The following is a 24,820-nucleotide window of genomic DNA, read 5'->3' as shown; positions in this document are numbered from 1 at the left end:
CAATCCTCTCTATTACTTGGACTTAGTAAAGCCAGGAAGATTAGAAAGTTGAGCCCCCAAATAAGATTGAGTTTGCTTCATTTGCGCGATAAGCACATCTAGCCCCGCATATTTTTGGCGTAAGCTGGCTTCAAATGACTTTATACGTTCTTGATGGTTTATGACATCGTCCTCTAAATCATCAAGTTGAGAATTTAAACTAGTCTCACGTTGTTTTATAAGTCCATTTGAATCGACATAGTTTCCGAGCAACTCTTCTAATTTTTTGGCCACACCATTCTCACCTGCAAATGCTGTACCAATATCATCGTAATTATCATCCATAGCTTCATTCAAGCTGCGAACTAGTGATGACTTTTCTAAATAGCCTTTTTTATTAACGCCAAGCCCTATGTCAAATACTGACTCAAATGGTCCAGCATCAGTCAACGTAGAACCCAGAGTAGAAACCAGCTGATCACTCAATGCTCTCATCGAAGCATCACCATTTAGAGGCTTTCCGACTCGAGTTTGCAAGCCAATCATTCCAACAAGATTATTGTAGTTTGTAATCAGCTCATCGACGAGCTTAGTGACAGACTCTCTGTCATAATCTACGTCCAATTTAGCTGTTAATTTTGTACCAGATGTATCTTCAGGGCTAACCTCGAGTGCCCTTATCGTCATATCTTGAACAGCGTCTTTAAATGTATTTGTATCGCTGTTAACTACGAGGCCATCTACTGTTATGATTGCATCTTGAGCTTTGTCCGCATCGGCAATTACCATGCCACCGGAAGGGTTTGTTGTCTCGTCATATGTTTCAATAGCATCAAGCTCAGCGGTATCACTTGTAATCACGAGGTCGTTTCCATCGCCACTGACATTTGACGTAAAAACAAGTTTGGAGCCTATATCAGGATCACCTGTGTTAATAATATTGGCAGTGATACCGAAGTTGGTATCTGATGCATTAATAGCATCTCTTAACTCAGCCAGAGTCATTCCAGCAGTTACTTCTAAATCAAATGATTTATCCGCACCTGCTGAGAAAGACAAAGTACCACCACTTGCACTAACAACTGCGTCGGCTGAAGCAAAAGCACCGTCCGCAGAAACGGCTCGGCTTCCTTGCGCCAATTGTTCTACAGCAATCTTGAAATTACCTGTAGAAATATCTGACGTTGGTGTCACGCTGATTATTTCAGCACCATCTGGTTGACGAATATTCGCGATTCGCTTGCCAAAGTTATCGATGTCCGCTAATTTTTCAATTGTGTCTTTAAGTTTTGAAATGGCAGATTTAACTTCACCGATAGAAGACAACTCAACTTTCAGTGATTCTTGCTTTGCAGCAAACCTTTGCATCTTGGGTACGTTTTCCGCATCCACAGAAGCTTTTATAATTGACTCTAAATTAAGCCCTGAGCCAACACCCGCAGATGTAATAAGTGGCATAATCTACCTCCAAATCTATATCAGGCGGTTCTATCAAATAACACGCCACGCTTTGTAAGTTTATCGGCAAACTCTTCCAAAGCCTTAGCGACTTCCCTAAACTCTTTTGAAGGAATTTCCCTAATTACTTCATTGCTAGACTTATCTAAAACAAGAACAACAGGGGGATCACCCTCCTCATCAAGTTGAAACTGTAAGTTCGTAGCCGTAACGGGAATAACATCGTTTAATTTCGCTAAATTGTCTTTAACTTCTGATATTAACTGTTCATTACTACTAGCACCTTTGCCATTATGCTCAGGTGAATCTTCAGGTTTTACTCTATCTGGAGTAATACCACGCTCATTGTTTAACTCTTGTTTTGGCTGCTTAATCAGTTGGCTATCAACTGAATAGTTTAGCCCTTGAGAAATTTGAACATCACTCATCTAGACCTCCTGTAAAGCCTATAAAGAGTATACGCCAAGTTTAAAGAGATCGAAACTTAGCGTAAGTGCTACTGATAATTAGCCAAGTAAAGATAAGGCTACCTGAGGCCTCTGATTTGCCTGACTAAGAATCGAGCTGCTTGCCTGCTGCAAGATCTGCATCTTTGTTAAGTTTGCAGTTTCTATGGCAAAGTCAGTATCTCTGATACGTGACTGTGCTGATGAAAGGTTTTCAGATACATTACTTTGGTTTCTAATCGTTGATTGGAAGCGATTCTGAACAGCACCTAATTCGGCACGTTTTTTGTCTACAACGGCGATCAAAGCCTCCATACCCGCGAATACTTTTTGTGCATTAGACTGCGATGATACTGAAATATTATCAGCTTGAAATACAGCAGCATAAGTAAATGAACTACCAACAACTGCACTACTACCGACAGAACTTAGCTCACTCAAAGATGCCAACGAAGTACCCGCCGTACCAGTAACAGCACTTGCAACTGATGCCAATCCAGACAAAGTAAACCCACCACTTGCTGTTAATGAGTTAGCCCCATTAGCAGTTGTACCAACAGTTTCCATGCTGAATGAAATAGTCTGAACCGCATCAGCACCAACTTGAAAGCTGGCATTATATGTGCCATCCAGTAAATTCTGTCCACCGAAAGTAGTGTCTGCTGCAACTCTATTTACTTCCTCAGATAAAGATCTTATTTCCTCCTGAATTGCTAAGCGGTCTTCATCTGTATTGGAGCCGTTAGAAGCCTGTTGTGCCAACGTCCTAATCCTCTGAAACATTTGCGTTGTTTCATCTAACGCCCCCTCTGCAGTTTGTGATAGAGAGATACCATCATTGGCATTTCGAATTCCCTGATTCAATCCATTAATTTGACTAGACAGTCGGTTAGATATTTGCATACCAGCAGCATCGTCACTGGCACTATTTATCCGAAAACCTGATGACAACCTTTTAAATGAAGTGTCTAATGAATTAGAAGAATTCATTAGTTGTCTCTGTGCATTTAGAGAACTCACATTCGTGTTTACATATATAGCCATAGTAGCCTCCGCTTTATAATGGTTAAACTATTACTACGGGATACCCCTACCCAGCAGTAATAGTAAGTTAGAGTCCTAAAGTTATAGTTCTCTAACTCTGTTATCGTCATATAAAGTGAAAGCTTTAGTCTAAATGAAAAAAAGTTTAAATTTTTTAGCCTTGCAGAAGACTTAATGCAGCCTGCGGTCTCTGATTAGCTTGGCCCAATATCGTCTGGCTGGCCTGTTGTAGAATCTGATTTTTCGTAAGCTTCGCTGTTTCTAGCGCAAAATCAGCATCTTTTATTCTAGATTTCGCTGAAGATAAATTTTCTGATATGTTTGCTTGGTTTCTAATCGTAGATTGAAACCTATTTTGAACCGCACCTAATTCTGCTCGTTTCTTATCTACTACCGCAATCAGGGCATCCATACCAGCTAGGACTCTTTGAGCGTTGGACTGTGATGAAACACTTATATTATCAGCTTGAAATACGCCAGTATATGTAAAAGAGCTTCCTACAACAGCACTACTACCAACTGAGCTCAGATCCGAAAGGGAAGCGATTGAGGTACCTGCAGTACCAGTTACTGAACTCGCAACACTAGCAATTCCTGACAAGGTGAAACCGCCACCAGCGGAAAGGGAATTAGGTCCATTCGCTGTAGAACCGACATTTTGCATACTAAAGCCAATAGTCTGGACTGCATCCGCCCCAACTTGGAAACTAGCCTTGTAAGAACCATCTAAAAGGTTTTGCCCACCAAAGGTGGTATCGCTTGCGACACGGTTTACTTCATTAGACAGCTGTCGAATTTCCTCTTGAATTGCCAACCGGTCTTCATCTGTATTGGAACCATTTGCTGCCTGCTGAGATAGCGTACGGATACGCTGGAACATAGAAGTGATTTCATCCATTGCACCTTCAGCTGTTTGTGCCAATGAGATCCCGTCATTCGCATTTCGGTTACCTTGGTTCAACCCCATAATCTGAGATTGAAGACGATCAGAAATTTGCAAACCAGCCGCATCGTCAGCAGCACTATTAATACGCATACCAGATGACAGGCGTTTGAAAGATGTATCTAGTTCATTGCCCGAGTTAGTTAGCTGTCTCTGTGCATTAATAGCACTAACGTTTGTATTTACATATAAAGCCATAATTCACTCTCTTTTTGTCAAATCAATATCTAATTGATAGATAGTTAAATGACAAAGCGGCACTTATGCATCGGGTATTCAACCAACTAAGGCAACCAATTGCCACTTTGACGCCAGAATTTACTGTAACTAGTAACAAGCAAATAGCAGGCCAAAAATACAAAGCTATGATTAAATAACATAGGGAACTTAAAAATAGGTATTAAGTACTTTGTTAATCGAGAAACTGCTATCTAGCATTCCGGCATTTAGTTGCAGCTTTTTTTGATGGATGGAGAGGCTTCCGCTCAAAGAGTCAGGAAATAAAAAGAGGCCAGTTGGCCTCTTCAAATAAATTTGAGAGTGAGTGTCATTTTTATAGCATAAAGTTGGCATACTTAATGCTTTAATTAACGTGTTCATATATTTTATGAACGCTATTGGATTTAAGCACCTCCGCTTTATCATCCAATTTGGTGCCTAAGCAAATACCCCATTCGGCTTAGGCACCTTTACCTTCCAACTGTTATCCTAGAAGACTTAAAGCAGCCTGAGGACGTTGGTTAGCCTGACTTAGGATTGTTTGGCTCGCCTGTTGAAGGATTTGCATTTTGGTCAAGTTTGCAGTTTCCTGAGCAAAGTCAGTATCTTTGATACGTGATTTCGCAGCCGACAAATTTTCAGAGATATTTGATTGATTTCGAATTGTCGACTGGAAACGGTTTTGGACCGCCCCTAGCTCCGCACGCTTTTTATCAACAACAGCTATTAACGCGTCCATACCAGCTAAAACTCGCTGTGCATTTGATTGTGATGAAACTGAAATATTCTCAGCTTGGAAAACTCCAGCGTAGGTGAAAGAACTACCAACCGTCGCGCTACTACCAACTGAGCTTAATTCAGATAATGATGCCAGAGAAGTACCGGCAGTACCAGTAACAGAACTTGCAATACTCGCAATACCAGATAGTGTAAAACCACCACTTGCTGATAATGAGTTCGCTCCATTAGCGCTTGTACCCACTGTCTGCATGCTAAAACCAATTGTTTGAACCGCATCCGCGCCTACTTGAAAACTAGCTTTATATGAGCCATCAAGCAGATTCTGACCACCAAAAGTTGTATCTGCAGCAACTCGATTCACCTCGTCTGACAGTGAGCGAATCTCTTCTTGAATTGCCAAGCGATCTTCATCTGTATTTGAGCCGTTTGAAGCTTGTTGCGCCAGTGTACGAATACGTTGGAACATTGACGTTACTTCATCCATCGCACCTTCAGCAGTTTGTGCTAAAGATATGCCGTCGTTCGCGTTACGGTTACCTTGGTTAAGACCATTGATTTGTGAACTCAAACGGTCAGAAATTTGTAGGCCTGCAGCATCATCAGCAGCGCTGTTGATACGAAAACCAGATGATAGACGCTTGAATGATGTATCTAGTGAGTTACCAGAATTCATTAATTGTCTTTGTGCGTTCAATGAACTTACGTTAGTATTTACATAAAGTGCCATGATGGTTCTCCCACTTTAAATCGAGTCTTTCACTCTCAAACTTAGATTCTTTTCCAACCTTTGAATGTTTTTCACTCTCCGGCTTGGTTAATTAAGTTATCGGTCGGCAAAAAATTTCCTTTAGTATTTTTTTAAAAAAAAAATTATCGTCATGATTTCTATATGCTTTTATTATTGCTCAAACAAATATGCCAAAGTTTTGACGCACCTAGGTTACGATCAGAGAGTTGAATGAAAATGTATTACTGTTCAGCTTGTTACGAGGAAAAATTGAGTTTAGAGTGGTGTGAGAGTAAACGGCCCGCAAAGGCCATCTTTTAACGAATATAGTCTAATAGAGAAAGGTTAGTTAGGCGGCCAAATGTTGCCTGAGATGCCTGCAGCGCAGTTTCATGCTTGGTGAGTTCTGAAATCGCAGAATAAAAATCGACTTCTATTAAAGCCGCTTTATTTGCCTTATTATCAACGTCCAAGTCTGAATTTGCATCAGATACAAGCTTTGCAGCATTTAACCTGCCACCAAGCCCCGCTTGTCCTTGCGATATCTTGATTTTGGCATTGTCTAGTCCAGAGATCCCGTCTGCAAGTACCTGTTTGTAATCATCGCCAGTAATACTGGGGTCTCTTAATGACGTAATCATAGATTCTAATGTATTTAGAATATTTTCCTTCTGGGGCTTTTCCAAATCAAAGCTTATCTGGCCCGGCGCAGCACCAGCGAAGTCAAACTCCATACCTGCGACTTTAATAGTTCCGCCTTCTGCAGTACCGGTTGAAATAACCGTTCCCCCCTGCTCAAGCTGATAAGTATTAGGTGTTCCGGCTGTCACCACTAAGTCAAAGGTGTTTGCACCTGCAGGCGCACTAGGATCAGCGTTGTAATTTGCTTTATGAAACTTATCAAATACAGCCTGCTCGTCTACATAAACCGATGCAGAAGTAATTCCACCAGAAACCACACCTGTATTTGAAGTAATATTCAGTCGCTTCTCTGCACTTTCAAATACATCAAAACCGTTATCACTTGAGCGTATTTCAACCCCTTCAGAAACTTTTATTTTATGCTGTCCTTGGTCACCGTTATATACGTACTTTCCAGTGGCTGAATCAAAACTATAAGTTTGCGTATTATCTTGGTAGCCGGAAAATATAAACTTACCATCCTCACTTTTTGAGTTCATTAAATCCAAAATAGTATCTTGAATGGACTCTAGCTCATCAGCGATTGCTTGACGGTCAACATCAGATAACCCGCCGTTACCGGCCTGTATCGACTTGGCATAAGCGCTATCAATGGCCGTTTTAATATTTTCGAGTACTGACTCTTGAGTGTCTAATCTCGAAGACAGCATAGTCAAATTCTTAGTAAACTGATCGTTTGCTTGGATCCGGTCGTCAAAAAGCATCGCTCTAGCAGTCGCTGAAGCATCATCAGAAGCACTCAATACCCGCTTTTGCGTGTTCAGCTGCTGTGTTGCTTTGTTCACATCTTGCTGATTACGCAAAATAGAATTGAGATTTGAATTAAAAATTTGATTTTGAGATAAACGCATAATTACCTCGCTGCACTTAATAAGGTATCGAACACAGTTCTTGCTGCTGAAATGACTTGCGCAGAAGCCGAGTAAGATTGTTGAAAACGTAACAAATTGGCAGCCTCTTCATCTAGGTTTACACCCGATAGAGACTCAAACCATGCGCTTGACTGATTGGCTAGCGCTTCGAATGCCGCACCATTAGTTTTCGCTTGATTGGTAATAACTCCTACCCCGGTGACAATATCAGCATATGCTTCATTAAAGGTTTTATGGCTTTCGGTACTACCTGTAGACTCTAGATTTTGTCTAACTAAATCAGATGATTTCAGACCATCGAGCGCTGCACCATTACGGTTGTCATCAAAGCCACCAGTGTTAAAGCTAATCTCAAAACTATCACCGGTATTAGGTGTCCCCTCGATATCGAAAGTGAAGCCAAGATTATCAAAAGGTGCTGGCGCTGCTCCCACTGTAGAAAGTATATCTTTGCCATTCGCAGGAGCCGTAAAGGTATGCGTTGTACCTGAATTACTGGTCAACGTATATTCGTTAGCATTGGCTGTTTTAGTCAAAGTATAAGGACCATCATTCAACGTTGGCGGCGTTCCCGCAGTAAACGCACTGGTCGCGGGGTCGGTATCAGTGACGACTCCAGCTGAAATGGTCGCCGTACCATTATTGTCTGCTGATTTTTCAGTACGAATTGGTGACGCTAATGCAAGTGCTTCTGGTCTTTGAGTTGCAAGCTCCAACCCAGTTGCGGCCTGTTGATTTAATTTCACAAGAAATCTATCGCCTGTTGCACCGCTACCGGTTACGTTCATTTGTAAGCCAAAATAATCGCCCGTTCCCGTGATGACTCCACCTGCGATATTACCAGTCGTCGGAGTACCGATAGGATTTCCTTTGGCATCTACAGCTATTATTTCAACGGTTGTTGCACTGGTATAAGTAACTTGAAAATCGGTAGCTGGCAACTCATTGCCGCGTCCAGGCTCAAGTGTTGCCGTAAGCGCTGCGGTACCTGTATTTTCGCTGTAAGCAAAGCCACCCACGGTAGGTATTTTAAATATATCTCCACCTATGTTGCCATCTAAGTCCATTCCCAATCTATTTTGCTGATTAAAAGCATCTGCTAATGCGAGGCCAATTTGGCCTAGTTGGTTTTGTGCTGGGATCAACACTTCATCTCTAAACGCCAGTAATCCGCCAATTTTGCCTTTCAAACTGCCACTATCTAGCTCGAGTTGCACAACATTTTTATCTTTAATGTCTAAGATTAGTGATTTGTGGTTAGGGTCTGGGTTGCCTTTCATCGCAAATAAATTAAAAGCGCCACCTTGCATCACAAGCGCGTCCCCAGTGCCTAAGAATACAAGCTTCTCGCCATTTTCACCGTCGAGTGTTTCTATATCTACGAGCTCGGCAAGCTCTTTAATTGCTTGATCTCGCTCGTTTAGTACACTGTGATCGACATTGTTAAGATTAAGTGCAGATTTACTCGCCACTTGCTTATTCAACTCGCTAATTTTTTGAACAAGGTTATTAGCTTCTTCTGAGAAAATATCCAATTGCTCATTCACGATACTGTTTTGATCAACAACAATACCTGACAATCTATCCATTTGATCGACAAGACCTTGAGCGCCCGTCATGAATAGAGATCGGTTAGTTGTCGACGAGGGCAAGTTTATCGCGCTTTGTAAATTATTAAACATCGAGTTGATACTCTTGCTCAGGCTATTCGAGTCTTGTGCAAATAACGTATCAACGCGACTTGCCTCAGTGACAAACTGCTCATAATAAGACTGATTGGAAATATCACGATTCAGTTGTTGCTGCGCGAATTGGTTGATCAAACGCACCGTTTCACCACGACCAACCATGCCACCAATCATCGTTCCGTGCTCAGTCCGTTCACGGATATACCCTTTGGTATTTAGGTTAGCGATGTTTTTACTGGTGGTTTGTAGTAACTCGGAATTAGCCCTAACACCTGCCGCACCAATATTTAATAGATCAAATGACATCTCATCTGACTCCCTTTGTTAACGCACCGGATAAGAAATCGGATACATCAATACGCTTTAAAACTGACTTAATTTTGTTGGCATAATTCGGATCGGTTGCATAGCCCGCATTTTGAAGTTCACTTAAATAGGCATGACTATCACCAGCCTTATTTAAGGCTTGCTCGTATCTCGGATTACCTTTTAGGAAACTGACATAATCATCAAAGCTTTGTTCAAGCGACTTATAAGCACGGAAATCAGCTTGCTTTTGCACCGGTAACCCTTGCTCAAATTCAAGTGTCGATTTTCTGGCGCTTTCACCACTCCAGCGGCTATCTGCTTTGATATTGAATAGATTAAAACTGCTACTACCATCCTTTTTGCTGATGATGTGTTTACCCCAACCGGTTTCCAGTGCAGCTTGTGCAACCATTACCGCTGGGTTCAAGCCTAACTTTTTCGCCGCTGTTTGAGCGTATTCCCAAATTCTGTCGACGAATTCCTCTGGAGAACCAAAGCCTGTTTGTTCATCGCTTGAGGTATCTGCCTTAACATTGACAGCCTGCGGTTCAGGTTTATTCACACTCGCTGTCGCCTGCCTTTTAAAGGAAATATCGCCGTCAGCTCTCATTACAGAGGCAGGCTTATACTTTTCAGAATTAGGAGACAACTGCTGCACAATCAGATCTGCAAGTCCTAAGCTACCCTGCTCAGATAAGTGCATCGAAAGTTGCTGATCATGCATTTCTTCAAAAAATTTGACACCACTAGAGTTAAATGGACTGTCTTTATCCTCTAGCGCCTCATTCGCTTTACGCATGCTTTGTAACAACATTTGCGTAAAGATAGACTCAAACTGTTGTGCCGCCTTCTTCAATGCCTGATCTGAGGCACCTTGATCGCCAGCACCTTTCAGCGCCTCTTTACGGATCGAATCAAGGTTTCCTAGGTCAAAAAAGCTTTGATTTTTCAATTGGTCGGTGTTCATACACTCAGCACTGTTTGACGTTAATAACTATACAAATAGAAATGCAAAATCCGAGCCAAAAAAAAGCCCCACAATTGCGGGGCTAACTAGTTGATTAATAATGGAACATCAAATGACGACTAATTGACCATTTATCGCGCCTGCTTCTTTTAGCGCTTCAAGGATCGCCATTAAATCGCCAGGTGCTGCGCCAACCTGGTTAATTGCCCTAACCAAGTCATCAAGACTCACGCCTGGGTCAAACACAAACGCTCGAGAGTCATCCTGATTTACGTCGATAATGCTTTGCTGCGTCACTGTTGTTTCGCCATTCGCCAGCGCATTAGGTTGTGAAACATTTTGCTGCTCAGCAATTGTTACGGTAAGGCCGCCATGAGTAATTGCCGCAGGCTGCAACTTGACATTTTTGCCGATAACAATCGTGCCAGTGCGCGAGTTAACGATGATCTTCGCAGCGGTATCCGCTGGTTTGAATTCAAGATTCTCTAGCGTAGATAAATACGCAACGCGCTGAGACGGATCTCTTGGTGCAATTACTCGCACTGAGGCTGCATCCATAGGTTTAGCGCTGTTAGGCCCAACAAGGCCATTGATAGTATCGGCTAAGCGTTTTGCGGTAGTAAAGTCTGGTCTATTCAAGTTAAAGGTAATGTAATCTCCCTGAGTAAACGGACTTGGTACCGCTCGCTCCACTGTCGCGCCATTTGCTACGCGACCAACAGTCGGGGTGTTGATCACAACTCGGCTCCCATCGGCACCATCAGCGCCCAAACCACCAACAATCAAACTACCTTGCGCGATTGCATATACGTTGCCATCGACCCCTTTAAGAAAAGTCTGAAGTAAAGTACCGCCTCGTAAACTACCAGCACTACCAATAGATGACACAGTCACGTCAATGGTTTGACCGGGTTTAACAAAAGGTGGCAAGTCAGCGTGGACCGCAACAGCCGCAACATTTTTAATTTTTGGCTTTAAGCTTGCGGGCATCGTTATGCCAAAGCTATTCAACATCGCTTTAAAGCTTTGCTCGGTAAATCTGGTTTGCTCACCGGTACCAGGCAAGCCTACAACGAGCCCGTAGCCAACCAGTTGGTTTGAACGAACCCCTTCAACCATACTGACATCTTTAACTCGCTCAGCAGAAGCCAAAGAAGAAAAGCCAACCAACGTAATGGCCATACCGATAAGCAAAATATTCTTAAGCATATTGTTCATTTTCAGCACCTTAAAACGGCATCAGCGCGCTCATAAAGAAACTCGTTAACCAACCTGCACTTTGCACTTCTTGCTGGTCACCTTTACCTGAATATTGAATTCTGGCATTTGCCACTCGATTGGACTCAACGGTGTTATCTGCGGTCACATCCTGAGGTCTTACCAACCCTTCTAAGCGAATAAATTCCTCACCAGTATTAAGAGTTAACCACTTTTCGCCGCGGATCACTAAATTGCCATTAGGAAGCACTCTGGTAACATTGACTGAAATATTACCAAATAAGCTGTTGGACTGATTAGACTTCGAATCACCAGAAAAAGAAGAACTGGATTTAGCACCAAACTGTATTGCTTCTTTTCCGATATTAATGGCGTTGCCACCTAGGCCAATCACAGGGTCTAGGCTCGAATCACTAGATTTATCCAGCTCAGAATTTGCAGCTTTGGTCGCCTGAGTCGTTTCTCTAAGTACGATGGTAATAATATCACCGACTCTTAACGCTTTTTTGTCAGCGTAAAGATCATTGGAAAACTGCGTATTAAATAATGACCCTGTTGCCACCATTTGGGCTTGATTATCCTCGGGATAGATAGGTGCATAATACGGATCGTCACGCACCACATTTTTATTTTGTGTTGTACTACATCCAGATAATGCAGCGACCGTTACGATGGTTAAATATAATGCACGCATAATACCCCCTACCCAATTACAGCTGTTGATTAATGTAGCTCAGCATCTGATCTACCGTTGAAATCACTTTTGAGTTCATTTCATACACACGTTGAGTTTCGATTAGATTTACAAGCTCTTCCGTCACATTAACGTTTGACGTCTCAAGTGCGCCTTGAACAACTTTACCTAACCCTTCAACGCTTGGGTTACCTTGTACGGGTGCACCACTCACCGCAGTTTCCGTATAAAGGTTTTGTCCAATTGGCTCAAGACCTGATGGATTAATAAAGTCACTGATAGTCAACTGCCCTATAACAACGTTTTCAGCTTGCCCTGCAACGCGCACTGATACTTCGCCATCTTGAGAGATAGTGATTGACTGTGCATCGTCGGGTACATTCATCTCAGGTAACACAGGGAAACCTGCGCCTGAAGTAACAATTCGGCCTTCTTCATCCGTCGTGAACTGACCGTTTCTTGAATACGCAGTTGTGCCATCTGGCATCTGAATCTCAAAAAAGCCCGGGCCTTGGATCATCCAATCCAAAGAATTTTCGGTACTTAACATATTACCTTGAGAAAAGTTCTTTTGGTTGGCGACCACCTTGGCACCTGCACCAAGCATCAAACCAGACGGTAGTTCTGTATCTTGAGAGCTGCGGCCACCAGGTTGGTTGATGTTTTGATACAGTAAATCTTCGAATATCGCACGACTCTTTTTGTAGCCAACGGTACTGGCGTTCGCCAAGTTGTTCGAAATAACTGAAATATCAGTTTGCTGAGCATCTAAACCTGTTTTACTTATCCACAATGCCGGATTCATAATCTCTACCTCACTCTTAAACTATGCGTAGGAGCGAAGTGTGTCGCTCATCTATTTCTTCAGCTGTTTTCATCAGCTTAATTTGCATTTCAAATTGTCTTTGATGGTTGATCATATCCACCATCTCATGAACGGGATTGACGTTGGACATCTCTAAGAAGCCACTCATCACTTTCGCGGTTGGTGATATTTCACAAAAGCCACAGATCCCATCTTCTAGCTTATCTTCTTTTGGTCTATATAGGCCGTCATTACCTTTTTGTAGCTTACTATTATCTGCTTCAATAATTTTCAGCCTATCAACCACTTCAAGAAAGTTAGCAGGAGCGCCTTGTGGGCGCACTTGAATAGAGCCATCGTCACTAAACACCACTTTATCAACGGGAATAGGTAAGACAATAGGTCCACCTTCGCCAATAAGTTGACGCCCATGGGCTGTGACCAACGCACCATCATTACGAATATTGAGCGTGCCGACTTTGGTGTAAGCTTCTTCGCCCGACGCGTCAACAACACTGATCCACGACTTATCATCTACTGCAATATCAAGCTCACGACCAGTTTCAACGATTGCACCACCAGTCATATTAGTACCAGGGCGCTCCTGCATCGCGAAGACTCGAGTAGGTAGACCTTCACCAAACGCCTGCATTGAGCGCGCTTGAGCAAAATCTGCTTTGAAGCCAGTCGTGTTGGCATTAGCAAGGTTATTCGCTTTGAGTGCCACACCGCGTAAGCTCTGCTTAGCGCCTGACATTGCGATATACACCATTTTATCCATGACGATGACCTATAAAATTCAAACTTAACCTAGTTAATGCAAGCACAGTGCCAAAGTGAGGAGATGTTTTTGACGGACATAAAAAAGGCTGCCTTTGGAGCAGCCTTTGGAGGGCATAATATATTATCGGATCTGTAATATATTTTGTTGTAATGTTGAATTAACCTCAAGCGCTCGAGAATTCGCTTGGAAGTTACGTTGAGCGCTAATAAGGTCTACTAACTCGTTAGTCAGGTTAACGTTCGATTGCTCTAGGGCCGATGAACTAATACCACCAAGCGTACCTGTGTTTGGTTCGCCTGCAAGCGGCTCACCAGAAGATAGACTTTTCTTCCACTCAGTATTACCAATCGCTTGGAGGCCTTGAGAGTTGGGGAAGCGTACTAGCGCGACTTGCCCTAGGAACGTCGAGTCACCGTTAGTGTATGAAGCTACTACTTTGCCATCAGTACCGATATCAATACCTGCTAAGCGGCCAACGGTCGCACCGTCTTGCTCCAATGCTTTTACTTCAAATCGACCCGATGAATATTGAGTTGGTAGCTTCTGAGCCGTGTTTGCTTCATCACGCCAGTTAACAACAATATCATTCGGGAAGGTTGCACCATTTTCTAACAAGTTTGACATACCAATAGTTGGATCGACCGCATCTTGCGGTCCAGCAAGACTTAAGGGGTTAAATGTCGAGCCGGTATTATTGTTAAACACAAGCGGCGTAGCTGAAGGATCAGCTGCCGTTTCTGATGGAATACCGCTTGCGTCGAAACGGAACACGCTAACTGGCGTATATGGAACAGGCGGTGTTGCTGCTGGATCAATTTGCTGAGCATTATGGTTAAAAGGTTTGTCGTCCATCGTTGCATATGTAGACCACTCATTATCCGCCGTTTTTCTAAAGAACAACTGCAATGTATGTGATTCACCCAATGAGTCATATACCGTAATTGCAGTTCTTGAATTATATGAAGCACGTTGTTCAGGATCAAAAGCAATTGTCGGTGGTTGCGCCGTCGCATCTAGGTTAAACGAAGTATAGATTTGTGAGGTTGCACGAGGAGAACCCGATGCATCAGGAATTTGAACAGGCGATGTTGTGCTTAAACTCAAAGACGTGGTATCACCGGTTGATGGATCAACAGGGAAGCCTTGCAAGTAGTCACCCTTAGCATTCACGATAAAGTTATCTTTATTGAGCTTAAATGCGCCGGCACGAGAATAGGTGAAATCCTGCGACTGAAGAGAGTTTGACATGGCAAAATAGCCTTCGCCCTCAATCGCCAAGTCTAGCGAGTTTTGCGTAAACTTTAATGATCCTTGGTGGAATTGCTGTGCAACCATGGTCGTTTGTACACCATCACCATTTTTCGTTTTGCCAGAGCTAAAAACCGAAGACGCGTAAACATCAGCAAATTCTGCGCGAGACTCTTTAAAGCCCGTCGTGTTCACGTTAGCAATGTTATTTGCTGTTACGTCCAAGTCTTTTTGCGCGGCGGCAATACCTGTCAGTGCTATATTGAAACTCATACTCTCACCTCTAAGTTCTTAAGGTTAATTCTTTAAAACTACTATGCTATTTCAGCAATATCAGTTAAGCGCACCGCGCCTTCTTTGGTATTAATGACGATGCCATTAGCACCATTAACATTAACACTGTCTATATTTCTAAATGTGGCCGACGGTAAAGTTTGATATTCACCTTCAATCATACCCTCCGCTTTTATGGTGTATTCACCTGGAGGCATCATCTCACCGTCTTTATTTTTACCATCCCAATCGAATCGCACAGCGCCCACACTTTGTTCGCCAAATTCAAGCGTGTTTACAAGCGCTCCAGATTCATCATAGATACCCACTGATAGATTCTGAACCGGCTCCTGTACAATCACAGACCCTTTCGTAAGTGCATCGTCGCCATGTTCCAACGTCGTTGACTCGAGTAAGGCTTTTTTACCAATCAGCGTTGATGCTTGAAGCGCCGAGTTAGAAGTCATCGATGCAGCTAATGAATCAAAGTTCTCATTTAACTTTGAGATCCCCTCGGCCATGGTAAAACTTGTCATCTGCGCGATCATTTGATCGTTGTCCGCAGGCTTACTTGGATCTTGGAAAGAGAGCTGTTGAGTAAGCAGCGAGAAGAAATCTTCTTGCGATAGCTCATCTCTGGGCTTTTTCTCCTCAGCCTGTTTTTGCCTATCCCAGTAGAGTGAATCTACACCCGTTGAAGAAGTGGCATTTACATTATTACTCATCAGCTGTTACTCCCAATTTAGCGCTGGCCTAGTTGCAATGTTTTACTAAGCATTTGCTTTGCAGCGTCTGCAACTTGAACATTGGTTTGGTAAGAGCGAGAAGCAGAAACCATGTTTGCCATCTCCTCTACCACATTCACATTCGGTTTATAAATGTAGCCATTTGCGTCAGCACTTGGGTGGTTTGGGTTGTACTCAACTTGAAGCGGCTTATCGCTTTCAACCACACCTAATACTTTTACTCCAACCGAAGATCCCGCGACATTGTTTTGGGAAGCTGCAGCTTTGGAAAGTTCTGCGGCAAATACAGGATGTCTAGCGCGATATACGGTATCTTGGCTAGAACTCACTGAGTTTGCGTTTGAGATATTACTTGCGGTGGTATTTAGTCGCACATTCTGTGCACTCATTCCTGAACCCGCAATATCGAAAACGTTATATAAACTCATAATTATGCCCCTTGCCCGCCGAGTGCCTTTTTAAGACCACTGAACTTACCACCAAGAAATTGCAAACTGGCTTGGTACTCTAATGCATTTTGTACATACAAATTTCGTTCCACTTGTATATCAACTGAGTTACCATCACCTGTATCTGCTTGATTTGGTGAACGATATAGTTCAGATGAATTACTCATTTTGGTACCACCACTAAGGTGTTTTGCATCAGTTCTAACCATATCATTGCCGCTTCTTTGCATTGTCTTTGCCGCTTTTAAAGCACTAGCAAAGTCAATATCTTTAGCTTTGTATCCTGGAGTGTCTGCGTTTGCGATATTGCTTGCTAGAATTTCAGCGCGCTGTGAGCGCAGCAGCATCGTATGCTGATGTATACCCAACGCTTTATCGAAACTAATTGCCATTATCTGACTCCAAAAAATTGACTCAGGTATGATAAAGCAATCTTTAGGCCAGTTTTAAATCTAAATTTATCTCTTAAATTTCAAAACGTTAAATTATATTTTTGGAATAATTAAACTTGAACCAATGTTAAAGAGGTGACTTAAATGAGAAAAAGCGTATGAATAACTGGTAGCTTGGCTGAAGCAATTTAAGATTAAAAGGCTGGAGATAATTATTGGAATTGCGTTACAAGTTGCACATAATAACTATAGCGACCATCCCTGCCGCTATATGTGAGTATTAAGTCTTTTTCTGATAGATAATCCCAGGATTACAACGGATCATGTTAAAATCGTCACTCAGCCCCGCCATCGACTCCGACGCCCCTAAAAACAAATAACCATTCGGGTTTAACGACTGAGCAAATTGCGAAATGATTTTGGCTTTCACTTCAGGTGAAAAGTAGATCAGGACATTACGGCAGAAAATAACATCAAACTTACCCATCAACGCATAAGAATCTAGCAAGTTTAAATGTCTAAAACTGACCATTTTACGGATAGGTTCAACTACCTTAGCCATTCCATTGCCACTATCCATAAAAAATTTCTTTCTGCGCTCAGGCGATAACCCTCGCGCCAACGCCAACGCGTCATACTCAGCATTCTTACACATATCAAGCATCGTGTTAGAAATATCTGTACCAACGATCTGAACACCCATTTTTAGCGCGCCAGGGCTTTTACTCACATATTCACTCGCAGACATCGCGATTGAATACGGCTCTTGCCCTGACGAACTTGCCGCCGACCAAATCTTAACTGGACGTCTCAAGTCTTTAAACTCCGGTAAGATTTTCGATTTAATTAGCTCAAACGGATAAGTATCCCTAAACCAAAGTGTTTCATTCGTTGTCATCGCGTCCACCACAGCGGCACGCAATTGCCGCTCATGGGGACTGAGTGTTTTAGTTACTAAGGACGAAAGTGTTTCCACACCAAAGCGAGCCATCAGAGGAGCGAGTCGGCTTTTGACCAAGTACAATTTATTGTCACCCAGTACAATACCGCACTGTTGCTCCAAAAAGGTTCTAAATTGGTCGTACTCTTTTTGCTCTAAATGCTTATTTTCCAAGTGCTACCACCAGCTTTAATCACAATGAACCCATTTTTTAACCGCTGAAGCTAATTCATCTGGGTTAAACTTAGCAATAAAATCATCAGCGCCGACTTTCTCAATCATGGCCTGATTAAATACACCACTCAGTGAAGTATGGAGTATCACATGCAATGGCGCTAATTTTGGATCAGCTTTTATTTCCGCCGTTAGCGTATAACCATCCATTTCTGGCATTTCAACGTCAGAAATCAATAGCCCTACTCGCTCAGTGACATTATTTTGGCAGTCCATTTCCGCTATTTCACGAAGCCTAATCAGTGCTTCTTTGCCATTCTTCGCAAGCTCAGTCTGAACACCTAATGGCTCCAATGCTCGCTTGACCTGGTTACGAGCAACGGCGGAATCATCAGCAATAAAAACAATACGCTCGCCTAAATCTTTTTGCATTTCACCATCAGAGACAATGTCAGCACTGACTTCTGTGTTGATCGGGCAAATTTCATTGAGGATCTTTTCGACGTCTAATATTTCAACTAGCTCGTTTTCAATTTCTGTAACCGCGGTCAAATAAGAATACCGACCAGCCCCAGATGGCGGTGGCATTATTTTTTCCCAGTTCATATTCACAATGCGTTCTACTGCACTGACTAAAAAACCTTGAACTGAGCGGTTGTATTCTGCAATCACAATAAAACAGTTACGAATATCTTGAATAGGAGGTCCACCTACCGCAAGTGACATATCAATTACGGATATCGTTTGGCCTCGAATATGAGCAACCCCTCGGATAAGCGGGTTTGACTTGGGCATGCTTGTCAATGCTGGACATTGCAGCACTTCTCGAACTTTGAAAACATTGATGCCGAAGCGCTGTCGACCTTGAAGTCGAAAAAGTAATAGCTCGAGACGGTTTTGTCCAACCAGCTGTGTACGCTGGTTAACCGAGTCTAAAATACCTGCCATTTCAATCTCCTACTGTATAAACCGCTAATCGGAACGATCTTTGCTTCGACTCTGATATGGTTTACCACCCTTGATTAGGTGCAGTTATTAAAGCAGAATCTTTATACCTTGTTTCACCCCATAAGCATAGTCGAAACATCATGAGTTTGTTAAAAAAAACCCATTACATTCAGTTTTTTTGTTTGTTCGCTTATTTTATAGGCGTTGACTATGGTTATTGTCAGCAATATGACAACAAAATTTTAGAACAAAGCGCAATAAAATTTGTAGAGCCGAATGTAGAGCAAGATCCCGACAGCCAGCTATCCCTGACTGCTATACCACTTGATTCAAGAATTCCAGCACGGGATTGTCAATCCCCACTGCAATATAGTACAGCAATGACTCCGCCTTTTAACACTCAAGTGACAGTACAAATTAGATGCAACGATACGCTAAGCTGGACTCAATACGTCCACGTGCGTATCGATCACCTCTTCCCCATTCTAGTTAGCGCAACCATGTTAGAAAAAGGTCGTGTTATTCAGGATGAAGATGTAAAAGTAGAATATCAGCCAAAGCGTTTTCGTAGGGTGTCTTACATAGAAGATAAGTCAATACTAATAGGCAGTAGAAGCAAACGTAATATCAGAGAGGGTCAAGCCTTTACTCAGGCCCATATTTGCATGGTCTGCAAAGGCGATACCGTGACGATTATTGCCAAATCAGGTGGACTCGTGATCAAAACTCAAGGAGAAGCGCAGCAAGATGGCAACCGTGGTGAGCTGATTAATATTAAAAACTCTCGCTCTGGCAAAACCTTACGTGCTAGAGTAATAGAAGTGGAAACAGTAGAGGTGAATTTATAAAAAATTTGCTAAAGTAATACTACTGAATGCCGATAACATGGCTGAGAGTATAATTTTATTGGGTCTACAAACATGGTTAATCAAGTTAACGGTCAAAATCAGTCTACATCCGTTGCTAATAATGTTAAGCAACAGAAGGCTGAATTGCAAAGAAATGATGCTAATAGTGCGTCAGTTAAATCACCAGCTACACCTAAAGCGGCTGCGGATTCAGTCAGTCTGACTCCACAAGCGCAACAGCTGAAAACAGTCAATGAAAAAGCGCAGCAGTCATCAGGCTTTGACGACAAAAAAGTCGAAGAACTGAAAAAAGCGATTGCAGAAGGCAAGTACCAAGTTGACGCGGAAAAACTAGCCAAAAACATAGCTGCATTTGAGTTCGAAATATATGGATGATTTGGTTCGGCTTTGCCACCACAAACTTTCAGAGCAAATCTCGACGCTAGAAGCTATGACCCTGCTTCTGGCGCAGGAGCTTGACGAGCTTGCGTCTCGGCGTGGCGACAATTTAAAAGAAATCGCTCGTGAAAAGCTAACTCTCATTTCAAAACTACAAAAGATCGACAATGAATTGTCAAAAACCGAATCCCATGTTTTTGAGCACGATGATGTAATTCCGCTCATCGCCAAAGTACGTACTCTACTTCGCGAATGCCAAACTAAAAATGAAATCAATGCTAAAACGGCTCACCAAGCTAATGTAAGCACACGTGAATTAAAAGGGATCTTAATTGGCGCACCTACTTCGATTACATATGGCCAAGACGGCAGCGTGAAAAGTAGCGACAGTGAATTAGTACGTAACCTAAAGGCGTAGCCACGCCAATCGTATTTTAGTATTGAAAAACAACCGAAGTGAAGCTTATCAAGTAAACAGCATGCAATAAGAGCTTACTTAAAGCTATAGGATATCTTCTTAATTTTCTGCGGCTTAACCTGGGTAACATACAAATCGTAAACGCGTTTCATATCAAGCTCTAATTCCGTTGCGTAAGTATCGCCAACAGCATAACTTTTCAGCACCTTAGCCCCACGAACAAGTCCATTTACTTGGCTCTTAAGGCCGTCGTTTTGCGCAACCGCACCTTTTACCGTAATAGTGGATGTTAAGTTTTGACCATACAGCTGCTCAGCCAATTCACGATACGCTTCTAATTTTGACACTTTAATTGCCATTAGCTGCTTTTCACCAGCAGTTTTACCAGGCTGAGCACTCAAAGGCGCGTACCCCACAGCCCGTAAAACAGGAAAAGTTTCCGGTTGCACTGTTTCATATTCAATGTGCTTGTCAACAAGGCTTGAACAGCCACTGAGCCCTGCTAGCGAGCAAATCATAACAACTGTATTGATAGAATTAGTGATACGCATTTCCTGCACTCCGCTACAATCTATACCAATCAAATTTAACACCTCCCCTGCATCTTAATCTCGCAGGGTTATTGCGGCTTTATTGAGTATTGGCAATAAATAAAATTAACCTTCATAATGTATGATTATGCACGAACCTTGCCAAAATTTGGCACAGGTATTGCTGAGTTAGAGGGTAGTTTTTGATCTGGGCATTTAAACATGAAAAAGCAATTTGCGAGTAGTCTATCATTGTTGTGTATCACCTTAACTAATCCTGCTTATGCTGAATGGTTTGAAGTTACTGGCATGGCTGACGTTAAAAATGGCGATCATCAAAAAGCAAAAAGAAAGGCGGTAAACGATGCCATTACACAAGCTTTGCTGTTTTCTGGGGCTGCGGTAAGCAGCGTACAAACCGTCACCGATGGTGTGCTCACCCAAGATCAACTTAAGATCCGCTCAAATGCTGAGATTCAAAGCGCCAACGTAATTGCTGAAGCAAAAGTCGGTGACTCATGGCAAGTGACATTACATATTGATATAACCCCACAGAGTGCTCAGTGCCCGACCAGTGCATACAATAAACAGGTTGCAGTCACACAAAGCCAGTTAAAAAATAAACACCAAGCAACTTTAGGTCAAATTTTTGACATAAATAAAGCCGTGAGCGAGCGCCTATATCAGACGATGACTGAACAAAAGTTGAGCTTAGAGCCCGTTCCCTATTTTGCACAAACCATAGATGTTAGCCGCTTTTTCAGTCAGCGTTTTGATTATAATGAACAACTAATCGAAACCATTACAGCAAATACCAACAGCCAATTTGTATTACTGAGTCAAATTACTGATATTGCTAGTGTCGACAAACTTAATAGTGATCTCGCTTTTTGGCAAAGCGATAAATACTTAAGAAGCTTTAAAGTAGACTTTGCGCTGTTTGATGCACTTTCTCATGAAAGGGTGTGGCAAAAGCAATATGCCACTCAAGGCGTGTGGCCGTTTAAGAAGACCAAATTAATTGATGTGTACAGTGAGCGCTTTTGGCAGACAGATTATGCTGATGAGATCCAAACCACGCTGACACAAATCGCAACTGATTTAAACGCAGCGGTCGCCTGCTTACCAACCAACGGCAAAATCCTACATATCGATGATGAACAAGTCGTTATTAATTTGGGCCGCATGCATGGCTTAGAGAATGGCCAAATCCTTAACGTAGCGCATAGTAATCCGCTGACCAATGTCGATGGTAAAATATTTATGCATCAACTTAAAACCATTAATAAGCTACAAGTGATCCAGGTGAATGCGCAAAACGCCATTGCGGTAAATATCAGTAATCGCCCACTTCACAATGTGCAAATTAATGATTTGGTTGAAATTCAAATAGAAAATGAAAATGAGTTTGAACTGTAAGGTTAAGACTACCTATGACGCAGACAAGATTTTCGACGACTTTACACACTTTCACCATGCTTCCGCCGCCCATTTACTTTGGTCATTCCACGCAGAAATGATACCAATGGCGTCCCCAGTAGGAATCGAACCTACATCTAAGCCTTAGGAGGGCCTTGTTTTATCCATTAAACTATGGGGACAATCTCTAAAGTCAGATAACAATCGCCTTTTTTGACCTTCACTAGCGGGATCTGCATTACTTAATACCCATGAAAGTCTGGAGTTGTCGATTCTCTGTTGTACTGCATCTCAGTGACTTCGCTTTAGTATACTGATCTTAATGAACTTTTAAAGATTAATAGTCAATTTATTCGCGGTAATAAATGAGCTGGTTCAGTAGGTGAATACGCAGCAGTTAGGACCCACTACTGCGCTATCAGTTACTTCGCTTGAGGTGTGAATAAGAAGTAGGATAGTTCTTCGTTTAATAAAACCTAAACGGTATTTCTTCTAAAAAATGCTATTTGAAGTACTACCTTGAAGCGGTTGCCTGATCATCAAGGATAAAATACGGGATGGTCACCACCGTACTTGCTATCACTAAGTTGGTATTAAACTCTAACAACCTTGCATTTACCTCCACACCTCGTGGACGGTAAACCATAGTGCCTGTCAGCAAATGGCTGGGAGATTGCGTGTTTTTCAAGCGGCTTGCGTTACGCGAAAAAGTCAAGTCGCCACCGGATGTCACTTCTATTTTTCCAAGCGCTTTAAAATCTAACGCTTGATAACCCAACTTTTGCATTTGATGCATTAAGGACTCAGCTAATTGGTTTCCTAGCTGGTTTGTATCCCTTAATGATTCATTAAAGTTGACAAAACTGGCTACCGCTATCGACTCAGGCTTTTGCCCTAACACAGTATCTGACAGTTCCAATGCAATTTGATTGGCGTAGTTAGCAATTTCTTTGCGATGACGATAGCTAATGAAGCCAATATCTTGCGATACCACAGCTTGTGAATCTTCATTACGCTCTTGCTCTTCCATCATGGCATATAATATTTCCATATCGGATTGCTGCGTTTCTGTAGATTCAGGAGCAGTCGGTTTTGTCATTTCGCAGCCACTGAGTAATGCGAGTGTCGTCGCGAATAGCACTACATTTTTCATCATCGCCTCCGAATTAGTTCGCACGCTCTATACGAATGCCATCGTATGCCGCACCATCTTGTAGGGCGTTAACTACGTTTTGCGGTAAAAAGCCTTGAGCAGAACCCACGACACTTTTACTTCGAAGCCCAACCACTCTGGCATTAACCATAACCCCGCCCTGATGATTCACCAAAGTACCACCTAGCACATACAAAAAAGGATGGTCGTCAGATAGCTCTAAAAAGTCACGGCTAAAAATGAAATCGCCTTCAGGTGTCACCCGGATATAGTCTGTTGTTTTAAAGTCCACAACAGGGATCCCAAATGCATGAAGCTCATGGATAAAGCTTTCAGCCAACTGGTTACCCAGCAAGGAACCTTTATCAAATTCTTTATCTAAAAATACAAAGCTTGTCACTGCTACCGGCGTTTTCTCATTCACGTGTTTCAAGTTTGCAACCATGTCTTGCATAATAGACTGGACATAGTGAGTGACATTTTTACCAGCCATTTGCTGAGAAACAGAGAATTGTTTCATACCGTTTGGATTACTTTGATACATCGAAGATTTCTCAAAGCCATTGCGCACGGGCTCAGCCTGAGCATTATCTACCGCAAAAAAGTTACTCTGAGCACAGCCAACCATCAATGAAAGCGGCAAAACCAAACTTAATACTTTTTTCATTACCTTCATCTCCACTAATATTGGCTTCGTATAATCTGACCATCACGATTTGTGACACGCTCCGTACCCCACATAACAGCTTTTGGAATGCTGATTGATGCGGCTGAGACGGCTCGATTATGTAACGTATCGACCAGCCGCGCATTGACCAAATAGGTATCTCGACTTTCTACAATTGTCCCGACCACCACGAGGTCAATTTTCTGGCGCTGATTCAGCACATTCAATTCTCGACTTAACATACTATCGGCAGAACTTTGTAAAGATAAAGCGTTTCTGAGTCGATATTCCACGACATCTGCCCCCATTTGACTTAAATGGGTCATGAGGGATTCTTGCAAGGCCACGCTCAAGCCAGAACCTTGCCCAGCAACGGTGTCATCCAGCTGATTAGCCTTAAAAAAACTCATCACAGCAAGCGTTGAATTCGGTTTGAACGGCCGTACATACTGAGCGAGCTCCGCGGCTAATTGAGCGCCAAACCCATCTAAGTCAGGTAAGATCTCTTGCTGCTGGGTCGCTTCTCTCTTGCCGACCTGTTGGCTGTTTGTGCACCCCGCCAACAATATAATCACTATGAGTGCTAGATATTTCATTTCACCAAGCCCACGATAAACTTA

The 24,820-nt window shown here is 42.5% G+C and carries 26 protein-coding genes and 1 tRNA gene; 4 read left to right on the top strand and 23 right to left on the bottom strand.

Annotated features, from left to right (window positions below):
* Window positions 1-12: 12 nt before the first annotated feature.
* The 18 genes from fliD to CKO50_RS11015 all read right to left on the bottom strand — a co-directional run bounded on the left by fliD (window position 13) and on the right by CKO50_RS11015 (window position 18,766).
* The gene (gene fliD, locus CKO50_RS11100) at window positions 13-1,437 is read right to left on the bottom strand and encodes a flagellar filament capping protein FliD (RefSeq protein WP_095728197.1); all 1,425 of its coding nucleotides are present in this window, start codon (window positions 1,435-1,437) and stop codon (window positions 13-15) included.
* A 20-nt stretch (window positions 1,438-1,457) separates the two neighbouring features.
* The gene (locus tag CKO50_RS11095) at window positions 1,458-1,865 is read right to left on the bottom strand and encodes a flagellar protein FlaG (protein WP_095728196.1); all 408 of its coding nucleotides are present in this window, start codon (window positions 1,863-1,865) and stop codon (window positions 1,458-1,460) included.
* A gap of 78 nt (window positions 1,866-1,943) precedes the next feature.
* Complete coding sequence (locus CKO50_RS11090; RefSeq protein WP_095728195.1) at window positions 1,944-2,927, bottom strand: flagellin; 984 nt, start codon at window positions 2,925-2,927, stop codon at window positions 1,944-1,946.
* 154 nt (window positions 2,928-3,081) lie between these two features.
* Window positions 3,082-4,068: a flagellin gene (locus tag CKO50_RS11085; RefSeq protein ID WP_095728194.1), complete on the bottom strand. Its 987-nt coding sequence runs from the start codon at window positions 4,066-4,068 to the stop codon at window positions 3,082-3,084.
* 505 nt (window positions 4,069-4,573) lie between these two features.
* Window positions 4,574-5,557 (bottom strand): flagellin, encoded by a 984-nt coding sequence (locus tag CKO50_RS11080; RefSeq protein WP_095728193.1) that lies wholly within the window; start codon window positions 5,555-5,557, stop codon window positions 4,574-4,576.
* Between the two features lie 317 nt (window positions 5,558-5,874).
* Window positions 5,875-7,110: a flagellar hook-associated protein FlgL gene (flgL, locus tag CKO50_RS11075; protein ID WP_095728192.1), complete on the bottom strand. Its 1,236-nt coding sequence runs from the start codon at window positions 7,108-7,110 to the stop codon at window positions 5,875-5,877.
* A gap of 2 nt (window positions 7,111-7,112) precedes the next feature.
* The gene (locus CKO50_RS11070; protein ID WP_095728191.1) at window positions 7,113-9,125 is read right to left on the bottom strand and encodes a flagellar basal body rod C-terminal domain-containing protein; all 2,013 of its coding nucleotides are present in this window, start codon (window positions 9,123-9,125) and stop codon (window positions 7,113-7,115) included.
* Window position 9,126: 1 nt separating this feature from the next.
* Window positions 9,127-10,095 (bottom strand): flagellar assembly peptidoglycan hydrolase FlgJ, encoded by a 969-nt coding sequence (gene flgJ, locus CKO50_RS11065; RefSeq protein WP_095728190.1) that lies wholly within the window; start codon window positions 10,093-10,095, stop codon window positions 9,127-9,129.
* A gap of 108 nt (window positions 10,096-10,203) precedes the next feature.
* Window positions 10,204-11,277 carry a flagellar basal body P-ring protein FlgI gene (locus CKO50_RS11060; RefSeq protein ID WP_095728252.1) on the bottom strand — a complete coding sequence of 358 codons (1,074 nt, stop codon included), beginning with the start codon at window positions 11,275-11,277 and terminating at the stop codon, window positions 10,204-10,206.
* 46 nt (window positions 11,278-11,323) lie between these two features.
* A complete protein-coding gene (flgH, locus tag CKO50_RS11055; protein WP_095728189.1) occupies window positions 11,324-12,007 on the bottom strand; it encodes a flagellar basal body L-ring protein FlgH in 684 nt (227 codons plus the stop codon).
* A gap of 16 nt (window positions 12,008-12,023) precedes the next feature.
* On the bottom strand, window positions 12,024-12,812 hold the full coding sequence (flgG, locus tag CKO50_RS11050; RefSeq protein WP_039492578.1) for a flagellar basal-body rod protein FlgG: 789 nt from the start codon (window positions 12,810-12,812) through the stop codon (window positions 12,024-12,026).
* Window positions 12,813-12,828: 16 nt separating this feature from the next.
* Window positions 12,829-13,593 (bottom strand): flagellar basal body rod protein FlgF, encoded by a 765-nt coding sequence (locus tag CKO50_RS11045; protein WP_095728188.1) that lies wholly within the window; start codon window positions 13,591-13,593, stop codon window positions 12,829-12,831.
* Window positions 13,594-13,716: 123 nt separating this feature from the next.
* Window positions 13,717-15,117: a flagellar hook protein FlgE gene (gene flgE / locus CKO50_RS11040; protein WP_095728187.1), complete on the bottom strand. Its 1,401-nt coding sequence runs from the start codon at window positions 15,115-15,117 to the stop codon at window positions 13,717-13,719.
* Between the two features lie 41 nt (window positions 15,118-15,158).
* Entirely contained in the window at window positions 15,159-15,842 is a 684-nt protein-coding gene (locus CKO50_RS11035; RefSeq protein WP_095728186.1) for a flagellar hook assembly protein FlgD, read from the bottom strand.
* A gap of 17 nt (window positions 15,843-15,859) precedes the next feature.
* The gene (flgC, locus tag CKO50_RS11030; RefSeq protein WP_095728185.1) at window positions 15,860-16,291 is read right to left on the bottom strand and encodes a flagellar basal body rod protein FlgC; all 432 of its coding nucleotides are present in this window, start codon (window positions 16,289-16,291) and stop codon (window positions 15,860-15,862) included.
* 2 nt (window positions 16,292-16,293) lie between these two features.
* Window positions 16,294-16,704, bottom strand: coding sequence for a flagellar basal body rod protein FlgB (gene flgB, locus CKO50_RS11025; RefSeq protein WP_010369289.1), 411 nt, complete (start codon window positions 16,702-16,704; stop codon window positions 16,294-16,296).
* Between the two features lie 280 nt (window positions 16,705-16,984).
* The gene (locus CKO50_RS11020) at window positions 16,985-17,818 is read right to left on the bottom strand and encodes a protein-glutamate O-methyltransferase CheR (RefSeq protein WP_095728184.1); all 834 of its coding nucleotides are present in this window, start codon (window positions 17,816-17,818) and stop codon (window positions 16,985-16,987) included.
* Between the two features lie 15 nt (window positions 17,819-17,833).
* Entirely contained in the window at window positions 17,834-18,766 is a 933-nt protein-coding gene (locus tag CKO50_RS11015) for a chemotaxis protein CheV (RefSeq protein ID WP_010606301.1), read from the bottom strand.
* A gap of 140 nt (window positions 18,767-18,906) precedes the next feature.
* On the opposite strand from CKO50_RS11015, the gene flgA reads away from it, so the two are divergent.
* From flgA to flgN, 3 genes are all read left to right on the top strand, one after another.
* Complete coding sequence (flgA, locus tag CKO50_RS11010; protein ID WP_095728183.1) at window positions 18,907-19,614, top strand: flagellar basal body P-ring formation chaperone FlgA; 708 nt, start codon at window positions 18,907-18,909, stop codon at window positions 19,612-19,614.
* A 72-nt stretch (window positions 19,615-19,686) separates the two neighbouring features.
* Window positions 19,687-20,010: a flagellar biosynthesis anti-sigma factor FlgM gene (gene flgM, locus CKO50_RS11005; RefSeq protein WP_010369298.1), complete on the top strand. Its 324-nt coding sequence runs from the start codon at window positions 19,687-19,689 to the stop codon at window positions 20,008-20,010.
* Window positions 20,003-20,431, top strand: a complete 429-nt coding sequence (gene flgN / locus CKO50_RS11000) for a flagellar protein FlgN (protein ID WP_095728182.1) — start codon at window positions 20,003-20,005, stop codon at window positions 20,429-20,431. Before flgM ends, flgN begins: the two co-directional genes overlap by 8 nt.
* Window positions 20,432-20,505: 74 nt before the next feature.
* Here flgN and CKO50_RS10995 read toward each other — a convergent pair whose 3' ends face one another.
* Window positions 20,506-20,982, bottom strand: coding sequence for an LPP20 family lipoprotein (locus CKO50_RS10995; protein WP_095728251.1), 477 nt, complete (start codon window positions 20,980-20,982; stop codon window positions 20,506-20,508).
* 201 nt (window positions 20,983-21,183) lie between these two features.
* Between CKO50_RS10995 and CKO50_RS10990 the strand changes: the two genes are divergently transcribed.
* Complete coding sequence (locus tag CKO50_RS10990) at window positions 21,184-22,380, top strand: flagellar assembly protein T N-terminal domain-containing protein (protein ID WP_095728181.1); 1,197 nt, start codon at window positions 21,184-21,186, stop codon at window positions 22,378-22,380.
* A gap of 107 nt (window positions 22,381-22,487) precedes the next feature.
* Here CKO50_RS10990 and CKO50_RS10985 read toward each other — a convergent pair.
* From CKO50_RS10985 to CKO50_RS10970, 4 genes are all read right to left on the bottom strand, one after another.
* Window positions 22,488-22,562: transfer RNA gene (locus tag CKO50_RS10985), tRNA-Arg, on the bottom strand.
* A 332-nt stretch (window positions 22,563-22,894) separates the two neighbouring features.
* On the bottom strand, window positions 22,895-23,536 hold the full coding sequence (locus CKO50_RS10980) for a FlgO family outer membrane protein (RefSeq protein WP_255229548.1): 642 nt from the start codon (window positions 23,534-23,536) through the stop codon (window positions 22,895-22,897).
* 10 nt (window positions 23,537-23,546) lie between these two features.
* Complete coding sequence (locus CKO50_RS10975) at window positions 23,547-24,200, bottom strand: FlgO family outer membrane protein (RefSeq protein WP_017218092.1); 654 nt, start codon at window positions 24,198-24,200, stop codon at window positions 23,547-23,549.
* A gap of 14 nt (window positions 24,201-24,214) precedes the next feature.
* Window positions 24,215-24,763 (bottom strand): FlgO family outer membrane protein, encoded by a 549-nt coding sequence (locus CKO50_RS10970; RefSeq protein WP_255229545.1) that lies wholly within the window; start codon window positions 24,761-24,763, stop codon window positions 24,215-24,217.
* Window positions 24,764-24,820 lie beyond the last annotated feature (57 nt).

The sequence above is a fragment of the Pseudoalteromonas sp. HM-SA03 genome (assembly GCF_002289345.1).
In the GTDB taxonomy this organism is placed as follows: domain Bacteria; phylum Pseudomonadota; class Gammaproteobacteria; order Enterobacterales; family Alteromonadaceae; genus Pseudoalteromonas.
Note: the sequence above shows the minus strand (reverse complement) of the source record. Positions and strands in the feature narration are given on the sequence as shown.